The sequence below is a fragment of the Sphaerospermopsis aphanizomenoides BCCUSP55 genome, from assembly GCF_001586785.1.
Classification (GTDB): Bacteria; Cyanobacteriota; Cyanobacteriia; order Cyanobacteriales; family Nostocaceae; genus Sphaerospermopsis_A; species Sphaerospermopsis_A aphanizomenoides_A.
Genome location: NZ_LUFH02000145.1, coordinates 1 through 11,285 on the forward strand (window position 1 = coordinate 1; position 11,285 = coordinate 11,285).

Annotated in this window: 8 protein-coding genes; 1 reads left to right on the plus strand and 7 read right to left on the minus strand. The window is 35.1% G+C overall.

Annotated features, from left to right (window positions below):
• From A0J48_RS24500 to A0J48_RS24530, 7 genes are all read right to left on the minus strand, one after another.
• Positions 1-991 (minus strand): AAA family ATPase (locus A0J48_RS24500; RefSeq protein ID WP_200327198.1); only part of this gene is annotated, 991 nt, incomplete at its 3' end.
• A 191-nt stretch (positions 992-1,182) separates the two neighbouring features.
• A complete protein-coding gene (gene crtO / locus A0J48_RS24505) occupies positions 1,183-2,877 on the minus strand; it encodes a beta-carotene ketolase CrtO (RefSeq protein WP_200327199.1) in 1,695 nt (564 codons plus the stop codon).
• A 102-nt stretch (positions 2,878-2,979) separates the two neighbouring features.
• Positions 2,980-3,744: an LmeA family phospholipid-binding protein gene (locus A0J48_RS24510; protein ID WP_325079029.1), complete on the minus strand. Its 765-nt coding sequence runs from the start codon at positions 3,742-3,744 to the stop codon at positions 2,980-2,982.
• Positions 3,745-4,098: 354 nt separating this feature from the next.
• Positions 4,099-6,261 carry a DEAD/DEAH box helicase gene (locus A0J48_RS24515; protein WP_200327200.1) on the minus strand — a complete coding sequence of 721 codons (2,163 nt, stop codon included), beginning with the start codon at positions 6,259-6,261 and terminating at the stop codon, positions 4,099-4,101.
• 44 nt (positions 6,262-6,305) lie between these two features.
• A complete protein-coding gene (locus A0J48_RS24520; protein WP_200327201.1) occupies positions 6,306-7,631 on the minus strand; it encodes an ATP-binding protein in 1,326 nt (441 codons plus the stop codon).
• A 361-nt stretch (positions 7,632-7,992) separates the two neighbouring features.
• Complete coding sequence (locus A0J48_RS24525) at positions 7,993-9,258, minus strand: tellurite resistance TerB C-terminal domain-containing protein (RefSeq protein ID WP_200327202.1); 1,266 nt, start codon at positions 9,256-9,258, stop codon at positions 7,993-7,995.
• A 151-nt stretch (positions 9,259-9,409) separates the two neighbouring features.
• Positions 9,410-10,753 carry an ATP-binding protein gene (locus A0J48_RS24530; protein ID WP_200327203.1) on the minus strand — a complete coding sequence of 448 codons (1,344 nt, stop codon included), beginning with the start codon at positions 10,751-10,753 and terminating at the stop codon, positions 9,410-9,412.
• Between the two features lie 62 nt (positions 10,754-10,815).
• Between A0J48_RS24530 and A0J48_RS24535 the strand changes: the two genes are divergently transcribed.
• The gene (locus A0J48_RS24535) at positions 10,816-11,133 is read left to right on the plus strand and encodes a TMEM14 family protein (RefSeq protein ID WP_200327204.1); all 318 of its coding nucleotides are present in this window, start codon (positions 10,816-10,818) and stop codon (positions 11,131-11,133) included.
• The last annotated feature ends 152 nt before the right edge of the window (positions 11,134-11,285 follow it).

Consider the following 11,285-nt stretch of genomic DNA (forward strand, 5'->3'; position numbering starts at 1 on the left):
ATATATAGGGACTGTGAGTTGTTATAAAAAAGTTATGTTTTTTTTCAGTTAGGTTAAAAACCAAGCTAATCAAATTTACAATATATTTTTGTGATGTAGGGAACAAGTGAGCTTCTGGTTCTTCGATAATAAAAAGATGGTTGGGACTTACAAAAGGTAAAGTTGCTAGTATAATAGCCATCGGTAAAGCTTCTTGCTGTCCAGATGAAGAATTTGACAGATTAATTTTTCTATTATCATTTGTGTATATCCAGTCTTGATCTTTTTCAAGTATATAGTTACCAACTATGATCTGATTTACTAAGCCATCAATCATATTAATGTATTCTTCATAAAGAATCTTCCGACTAGGGTATGTATTTTTTGCCATTTCGTAAACTGATCCAAATTCTTTTAAGAAGTAATCTATAGTGATTTTCCCAGACAAAAAAGAAAAAACATTTTTTTGTAAATCGGCGAAAAACGATCTTCCCGCTGGTATAAATGTTAATAATCCTATATTATGTTGAATATATTGAGGAAAAATATCTTTTTCATATTCTGAAATAAATTCAGTATAATGTTTTCCAATGTCTCTATATTCAGACATTTTCTTTTTGCATTCAGCCAAGATAATTCTGCGAATTTTAACTAGATATTCAGAATATTCGAGAGACAGTTTATGCTGCTTACTGTAAGATATAGTATTATGTTCTAAACGCACATAATACTGTTCATTCTCATATAAGATGTCGAATTCTTGGTCTTTCCAAGCATATTCAGGAAATATGGTTTTAAAATTAGCAATTATACTTCTGTCAAACTCTGCTTTTTTTTGTCCTTTAAACGGCATAGATAAACGGTATTGAATAAAAAAATTTCTCCCAAAATAAACTAATTTAGCAATTACACTTTTACCACTTGCTTGTTGTCCAATAATAATATTTATTTTGGATAAATTGATTTCAATATATTTTATGTTTAAAAAGTTTTTTACTATTAGTTTTTCCATAGCTACAATTACAGGCTTGACAATGTAATTTAATTATAAATGTAATAATATCACATTATACATTATGATTTAAAAATTTTAAACCACAATAAATAGCACTTTTTGAAATGCTACAGCCATAATTTATCAACAGGTAATGTAAAAAAAAGGTGCGTTATATAGGGCTAACACACCATACACCTCATTTAAAATTAACTAATCCCAAACACAGACCCCACAGTAGACTTAATCGAATTTCCTGCATCCTTCAAAGTTTGAGTAATGGGATGCTTAGACTGTAAAAACACCCTAGCACAATTACGTCCCGGCATTCCCGAAATTGAACCACCAGGATGTGTCCCAGCGCCAGTTAAAAATAAATTATCAATGGGTGTTTTGTAATTTGCTAATTCTGGCAACGGTCGGAAAAATACCATTTGGTCTAATGTCATATCAATATGGTAATAATTACCCTTATACGCTCCTAATCTTTCTCCTAATTCGGCTGGACTTTCTACCCTTCTAGCAATAATTGAATTCTTCAAATTGGGCGAATAAGTTGCTAATTTTTCCACTACTCTATCTGCAACTTGGTTTTTTAATTCATCAGTCCAACCAGTACCTTTTAACCCAGTACCTTCTGCACCAGCAATTTGATAAGGTGCAAAAAATTCAATCCACACTGTATGTTTACCAGGTGGTGCTAAACTAGGGTCAAGAAAGCTAGGCATAACCACATACATTGAAGGGTCAGCATCAGGAATTTCCCCTAATGTACATTTGCTATGTGCTTGTTCTACATGATTCATGGAATCAGCTATTAAAATCGAACCAATTAGATATTCATCTTTATGTTCATGGTAGGGAAAATGCAACGGTTCATCTAACGCTAAATCTATCTTTAAGATAGTTTCATTATTATTAACAATCCGCCGTTCTAATCTTTCCCATAAATCAGAATCGACTGCATCAATATCACTTTTATCAGTCATTTGCAAAAACAAACGTTGAGCATCAATATTAGAAATTACCCCATATTTAGCTCGATATTCTTGACCACCTGCAACTCGTACACCTACAGCTTTATTATCATCAATCAGCAATTTTTCAACGTGCTGGTCTGTGAGAATTACCCCACCTTTACTAGTGACTAAATTCACTAATGCTTTTACCAATCCACCTGTACCTCCCCGTGGTCTAGCCATACCAGGATTATGGCGCATAGACATCATCATCACACCAATGGCCAGGTTTTTTTGGGAAGGTGGCGCACCTAGTTCTGAAGCCAATCTAGAAAGTGGTGCTTTCAAAAATTCTTCATCAAACCATTCATTCAGAATATCCTCAGCACTAGTTAGCATAGTGCGGACAAAATCCAAAGTTTTGGACGGAGAACCAACTACAGAAAATAAATCTTTAATTTTTTGAATGTTGTAGTTACCAAAAATGTCTATAATTGATTTTGGTGGGGCATTAAACATAGGAATCATCGCGTTAATTGCCCGCTGCCAATAATCTGTAAACTCAGCATATTTTTGAGCATCGCGTTCGTTGTAACGAGCAATTTCCGCACAGGTTTTTTCTAAGGATTTATGGGCTAAAAAATACTTACCATCAGGATGGGGACAGAAAACTACTGGATCACATTCCAGATATTCCAAACCGTATTTTGTCAATTCTAATTCTTGAACAACTGGACCCAAATGAATAAATTCATGGTCAATAGCGCACAAATTAAATTTAAAACCTGGTGCTTGATCTGGGATACATTCTTCTGTTGTGGCCGCACCACCAGGAACTGGACGCTTTTCTAGTAAAAGGACACTGTATCCTGCTTTGAGTAAATAAGCAGCACACACTAAACCATTGTGTCCTGCACCGATAATTACAACATCATATTCTTGCATCGTTTTTATGACCACAATAAAGAAGGTTTTTCAGGTTAGCAAATTTCAATAAATTTACATTATTTTCTAGGGATAACCATTTGGTTGTTACTATGGTAAACCTTAATCAGCAGCAAGTATAGTTTCCGGTGAGGGTAATTGTTTTACGTGCGCTTCAATAATAAGTATTAAATTATCCTTTTGTACTTCCATCTCTTTGATAGAAAATATCATATTTTCCCACTCATAAGATGGTAAATTGATAATTTCTTTAACTTTTTGCATAGCGGCTGCAATTAATTCTATTTTAATTCCCTCTCCTTGGGTACAGTGAAAACTTTGCAACATAGGAGGTTTTGTGTTAGTGCGAGGATAAGCGATAGTATGATAACCTAAAATGTGAGTATCTTCCTTTTCTTTAATCCCGATTTTACCTTTAAATTCAAGTTTGCCATCACCGGGTAAAAATATTTGCATTTCTTGTGGCTCAAAACTGACCATCTCTCCATCTACATTTAAGTTAAATTTTCTCACCAAGCCGGCAATTATCTCTGAAGTCAAAGCGTAGTTAATATCTGCTTCCGTGAGAACAAGCCGAATATTGGCATTTACTGGTGCATTGAGTTTAATTTGACCTAAAATAACACTTAAAGGATCAACAGCAATATTATCTGTTTGCAGATTAATTTCTTGGACACGAATTTTTTTCTGTACAACCAATCCTTGTCCTGCAAGGTAAACTCCATCTACCCGTCCCTGAAATATTTTCCCAATATCTGTTTGCACCTTGACATTTATTGTTTCTACTTCATCTAGCTGTTGAGATAACCTTCTTTCTGCTGCTTGAGATAATAATTGCTCTTCCAATCTTTGCTGATCAGACATCATACATTTTGCTCTACCAGAGTTCTATTACTGGCTAATGTATACTCTGAATACCGAGAGTGTATCTATACTAAGATATATCTAATTGGACAGAGAATATTGAATTTCCCTAGCAGTGAGAGGATTGGGGAATAGGAACTGTTTGATTTTTTCTCCTTGAAAGGAGAGGTTTTAAACCTGGAATCAAACAATTGTCAATTATCAATTGATAATATGTCAGGACTTACGCAAAACAGAACGCAAGTAGGGGTAATTCATGAATTACCCCTACGAAAGAATAAGGCTTTTAGTCATATCTTGCGTAAGTCCTATATGTAATTATATTGCATCAATTGTTTATTGGCGCAAAATTTGAGTCTACCAAATAAAAATTTGCCGCCTCACTTCTTCCATATCTAAATACTCATTAACAAATGCTTTCCTTAACAGTTCATGGTGAATCAATTGATCATATTTTTGCATCTCTGTTGCTTTCGCATGACTAACTAACTGTTTTGCGGTAATGCTTCTCTCACATACAGATTTAATTTCTGGATAAACAGATGCAAATTTATCCTTACCTAATTTTAAAATCAAATAATAAGGATTTGTACCACCAATACTAGTAATATCCAAAGATTCCCGACAAAAGCAATTCAGCAATCTTTCTAAAGTACGGTAAGCTACAGTACCCATCCAAGGAAAAATACAGCATTTATTTTTTTCTAGTTGCAAAATATTCTGTTTATTTAAACCTGCTTTTTGTGTTAAATGTCTAACTTCCTGCAACCGAGATTTAGCATTGTTTTGTAAATAACCGTATTCTGTATCTTCTAACAAAACCTGGCGCATTCGTTGTAAAATTTTAGTATGAATATTCCCGCTACCTCCACGCCAATAAATACTAGCTTTACCCTCAACTGACTTAACAAAAATAACCTTCTTTTTAAAATCAACTTCTAAAACTTCCCAACTTCTCCCAGCTAAAGCAAATTGATTACCCACAGCCGGAGGGGTAAAAATACTACCAATTTCTGTTCCTCCTTGCTTAACTACATACTCTTGATGATCAGCAAAGACGGCATAAAATTGAAATTTGTTAACTATTTTTTCACCAGCTAAACCAATAATTAATTTACCTTGTTCAGTTTTTTGAATGTGATTAATATCAATTAAATATCGGAGTAGTAACTTATAATCAGCTTGAGAAATATTAGCAAATGGTGATAGACTGAAAATTTGTTGAGCTAAAGCAGCAGGTGAAACTTCCCCCATTGCGGTTAAAATACTCATGGTTTGGTGATAAAGCAAACTCAAAGGATATTTAATAGGTTTAATTGGTTCAATCCAACGTTCTTCTAAATAAAGTTGAATAATAGCGATAGATTGTAAAAGTTGCCAGGGTATTTGTTCTGGTAATGAAGCCTCTGTTAATGGTTTTTCTTCTACACAAATAAAACGTATATCCGCAGATTCACCCCTTCTACCACTTCTTCCTAATCTTTGTAAAAAACTAGCAACAGATAAAGGAGATTCTAACTGAATTACTCTTTCTAAATAACCAATATCTATACCTAATTCTAGAGTTAAAGTTGCCGCAGTCACAGCGGGGGTATTAGGTTCACGCATGGCATTTTCAGCAGCTTGTCGTAAGCTGGCAGCAATACTACCATGATGAACATGATAGATATCTGGAAATCCTTCTGTATTAGCAATTTGCCGTAAAGAAGAAATAATAGATTCTGTTTGGGTACGATTGTTAGCAAATATGAGACATTTCCGAGATTTAGTAATATTAAAAATGTATTTTTCATAATCTGATGCTTCAAAGTCTTTCTCTATAAAAAAATGTTCTACAGCCAGTTTAATTTGCCGCTTACCTGCTTCAATTTTTGGTGTAATCACTGGCTTATTTGTGCCTGAACTTAACCATTTTTCAGCCATTGCATAATCACCAAGAGTAGCTGATAAACCGATGCGTCGAGGTTGGGTTTTAGTGAATTTGGCTAACCGCTGTAATTGACAAATAATTTGATCACCTCGTTCTGAACCCATAAAGGCGTGAATTTCATCAATAATGACAAAACGCAAATCACTAAATAATCTAATTAGTTCCTGATTTTTATTTATTAACAAACTTTCTAAAGATTCCGGTGTAATTTGCAGGATACCTTGGGGATTTTTTAAAAGTTTATGTTTGCGACTTTGAACTACATCACCATGCCACGAACATACAGGTATATCCGCCGTTTTTAATAAATCATTCAGGCGTGTAAATTGGTCATTGATTAAGGCTTTAATAGGACTAATGTACAAAACAGCTATGGTAGTGGCTGGGTTTTCATGTAATAAAGTCAAAACAGGTAAAAATGCTGCTTCTGTTTTTCCCGCAGCGGTAGCGGCAGCAACTAGCAAATGAGCATTAGTGTTAAATATAACGTCACACGCGGCAATTTGTACTGGTCTTAATTCTGTCCAATTGTGAAGATAAATGTACTCTTGGATAAAGGGTGCAAGTCTAGAAAATGTGCTGTTACTCATAGATGGAAGAATAATCACAGAATACTTTGACAAAATCCTCTAAATCATAAACTGAATTCTGCTACATCATCATCTACATCACCATCTTGACCTGCTATGGTAGGTTTAAAATTTGCACCATGAATTAATTCAGAAAAGTTAATTTCTGGATTTTGATAAATAACATTCAACACGCTAATAAAATCTCTAATAATTTCCCCTGGTGTGAGTAATGCTTCTGCACCTAAGCGAGTAATAATTTCTTGGACAAATTCTTTTAATTCACTATTTTTTAAAGTCTTTTCATACCCAAAATTAAGAGCGTGAATCTCTGTTAAACGTTGCAAAAGTGTGAGTATTTCTGTTTCCGTTAAGGGATTCAACCGAATCACTGGACCCATATATTCTTGTACATTAGCCTGGGTAACAAATCGGCTTTCTTTGGTGCGTCTACGCCAAGCTTGGTCAGCAAAAAGTCCTCTATTGGGGTCTTCTAAAAATTTGGTTGTTCCGCCAATCAAAATACCAAGATTTTCAGCTTTACACTGCATGGTATCGTTAAACATTGCTAAAAGTCTGTTGTAGTTTTTTTCACGAGTAACTGTAGTAGAAATTTGATATAAATTTACAGCTTCATCTACTAAAATCAATAGTCCTTTATAACCGATTTCCGCAACAAATTTAGCTAATAATTTTATATAATCATACCAAGTTTCATCATCAATAATAACGCGCACACCTAAAGCAGCTTTCGCTTCAGTTTTGGTATTAAATTCTCCCCTTAACCAACGTAAAGAGGCATTTTTTAAATCTTCATCATCTAAGCGATAGCTACGCCAATAAGCAATAATTACATTACCAAAATCAAAGCCATGAACTAAGTCTTCTATATAGTGGACTACTTCTCTAATTTTTGTTTCTACTTGTTCATCAAAACCTTCATCATTGGGGCGCATCCCCTTTTCTTTGGCTACTTCTTGCTGAATTTTATTAATCCATCCTTCCAATATGGAAACTAAAGCACCACCATCAGGACGGGTTTTTGTAGCCAGATGACTCATCAATTCTCGATAGGTTGCTAAACCTTCGTTGTTGCTTCCTGCTAGTCTGCGTCCAGAGGATAAATCAGCATCAGCAACTACAAATCCTTGCTCCATTGCCCGATTACGAATCATTTGCAGCATGAAGCTTTTTCCTGAACCGTAATTACCAATTATAAATCTAAAAGCTGCTACACCTTCTGCAATATCATTAAGATTTTGTAATAGGCTATTTAGTTCTTTTTCTCGACCTACTGCTATATGTTCAATTCCGGTTCTGGGGACTACTCCTGCACCAAGGGAATTAATTAACGCAGTAGAGATTTTTTTCGAGATTTTCAGCTTGGTCATGTAGTTTAAATGACTGGATTTTTAATGATTATTACAAATAGCCAGTATATCATACTCAATTTGGCAGCATTCTAACGTTAGCAATCAGCTATCAACTATCAGCGTGATAGGCTGAAAGAACAAGAATTAGGACTTATGGAAAAGGTATAAATTTCCGGAAATTAATACTTGTAAATTTTTGCTATTTTTATCAATTTATAATTGACAATTGTTTCATTACAGGTTTAAAACCTCTCCTAGAAAGGCGAAAAAATCAAAAAGTTCCTATTCCCCAATCCTCTCACTTCTAGGGAGAGGTTATTATCAATTGTCCATTGTCAATTATCAATTGTCCATTGTCCATTGTTGAATCCTAACCATACTACGACTGAGTGATTAAGTCTTCATGCATGGCTATAATTTTTTCAACATTTAATATATGTTCTTGATAAATTTCGGGGGTTTCAGTATCGGTTTTAATAATTAGTTCACCAATGGTATTGTTGGCGATTTCATTAATAGCATCAATTAATAAATTGGGCATGGTAATATTTTCTTCGGACACTTGTTTAATCACAGCCTTGGGATTATCTTGATTGACTATGGCTTTTAATATCTGAATTTGGTTGTTTGGGAGATTTTCTAGAAAGTTACTCCATTCTGGAGGTAGATTTTCTGAAGGATGTTTTTCAGAATCTATCGGTTCGAGAATTTCATCAAAAGGAAATAATTCAACTTCTTGTTCTTGTCCGGTTTCAGGTAATTGTTCGTGGTTGAGTGTTTCTAGGTTTTGCAGTAATTCCCAAACCTGATTTTGCAATAAATCGCGTTCTTCTTGCAATAAAGAGATTTGATTTTCTAATTTGTTAATTTCTGATTTTTGTGCTTGTTTTTGGGTGTATAAATCAGTGAGAGTATTTTCTAGATTTTCTCTGGCTGTTATTGTATCTGTGAGGAGGTTATTTTGATTGAATAATTTAATTTCTAAGTCTTGAACTTCAATTCTTAGTTCATGAAGTTTTTCGTCTAGTTGTGGTTTGAGTCGATTGATGAGAGTTAAGTTATTTTCGATGTCAGTTTTTTCCTGCTTGAAGGCTTCAATTTGGGCTTGCAGTTGAGTAATTTCCGAACGAGATACGTTACAATTTAGTTCTAGACGGCGTTTTTCCGCTGTGAGTTCTGAACAGGAATGATTAAGTTCTGCTGTACTATTTTCTAATAGATACAGTTCAGTTGTCAGATTACCAATTTCTAATTCTAACTGCTTTTTTTGTGCCGCAAAACTTCCTAGTTCTCGATGTAGACTATCTCTTTGATTACGGGATTCTGATATTTGATTTTGCAGTTGCTGTGATTCTGTATAAAGAATGTTTTTATGTTCTTCTACTTGTTTAATTTCTCTAGCAATTCGAGATTTTAATCCTTCTAATTCTCTAATTCTTTTGTGGAGAGAACTTAAAACTAACATTTCATGATTTCTGCGTCGTTTATCAACAAATAATGCGGCTGAATAGGTTGCTAAAACTGTAATTATACCTGTGAGTAAAGCTTTAGTAAAATCCCAATTGGGAACAAGGCTTAAACCAAAACTGATACTAAAGGCAAATATACCAAGAATTAATCTATTGCTGACCATTACTGATTGCATATTGCTTGTTTTTAGCGTAGACAATTTGTCGGAATTAGTAGTGATTAAGGTCATTTAGATATAGCAGGTGACAGGTGACAGGGAACAGGTGACAGAGTTGAAGGCTTCTCATCTAACTGATAACTGCTATAAGAGGTTATAAATAGGTAAATTATAGGCTATGTTTATTTTCACCAAATACAGTTAAATCTGCTTTTAAGAAGTCAATAAACTGCTGTGCTGTGCGTCCAGAACGTCCATTATGACGAGTTGCCCATTGTAACGCTTTATATTCTAAATCTTCTTGATTCAGATTAATTCTCGATTGTGCAGCTAAATGCTGGACTATTTGTAAATATGTTTTTTGATCTGCTGCTTCAAATGTTAATGTAAGACCAAAGCGATCGCTAAAGGAAAGCTTCTCCTGCATTGTATCCCAAGCATGGACTTCCTCGTTATCCTTGGGGGCAGGTCTATCACTAAAATACTCCCGAATTAAGTGCCGACGGTTAGATGTAGCATAAACCACTACGTTTTGTGGTCTAGCTGTTAAACTCCCTTCTAAAACTACTTTTAATGATTTAAAAGCATCATCATCTTCCTCAAAGGAAAGATCATCGACAAAAATGATAAATTTTTGTGGTACTCCCCGCAACTTTTCGACTATTTGTGGTAAGCAGTGCAAATCAGATTTTGACACTTCTACCAAGCGCAGGTTTTTGTCACTATATTCATTTAGCAAAGCTTTGACTAAAGAAGACTTACCAGAACCTCGGCTACCATAGAGTAATACGTGCAATGCTGGCTGTCCCGACAATAAAAACTTGGTATTTTTGAGCAAAGTATCTTTTTGCCACTCATAACCTACCAATGTATTTAGTTTAACTGGGTCAGGATAGGCAATACCAACAAAATGCCCATTTTGCCAACGAAAAGCGCGATATTGTGCAAATAACCCAGTTCCATGTTGCTGATAATAAGCTGCTAACTTTTCTACAGCATCAGGCCAGGTTTCCAATTGTTGCAGATAGGTGGTTAAATCAGTATCAATTTCTAAACCTTCCGGTTCTTGATACCACACTACCGGAGAAACTGGTAAGTGAGCAACAAATTGTACCCACTCACTTAAAACAGCACTGTTACATTCGTATAAATTTTGTAATACTTGTAGATCATGTTGGGCAGCAGCAACCAAAGCGGGTGGTAAATCAGCAAAATCTCGCTGTTGAGCTAGTCTAGTAAAGGGGTTGTCAGCAATGAGAATTTGACGAATTAAGTATTCTTCCCAGGTTTGTTTGCTGGCAGCCAAAGCCTGAAAATAATTACCATAAGCTTGGAGACAGTCGCGGCCATCGGCATCAGTGTAACGTATAGCTTGTAACAGATCAAGAAATGCGATCGCCACTTTCCCTGTCATGACAGATTGGTAAAGTAAGAGAGATGCTGCTTGCCGCTGGAAAAATTGAACTTTAGTGTAAGACGAAGTATTTACCGTAGACATCGCTTGATTATCCATCCATCAACTGTAATTTTCTACTGACTCTAAAAGTAAAATCCCAATCTACATAGGTTGTCACCATGAATTTAGGTATAGTTGCCGCTTTTGGCTACGGCATTTTAGCATTAGTGGGTGGAATCATCGGTTATATCCAGGCTAAGAGTCAAGTTTCTTTACTGAGTGGTAGCATTAGTGGTTTATTAATCATCATTGCTGCTTATTGCCAACTTCAGGGACAAACCTGGGGTTTAGCTTTAGCAGCTTTTGTTACTGGTATTTTAGTAGTTTTCTTTGCCTTTAGACTAGCCAGAACACGCAAGTTTATGCCATCCGGATTAATGATTATTTTTGGTATCGTGACATTAGTGGTAATAGTGAATCAAATTTTTGCTTCTTAGGGACTTCCAGAAATTAAATTATCCAATTTTGATAGCGAAAAATTTTTCCTCCCCTGCCTCCCCTGCCTCCCCTGCCTCCCCTGCTTACTCAACGAGTGGATATTTTTTTATTTGGAAGTCCCTTAGTAGCATCCTACAAGTAACCTACCACC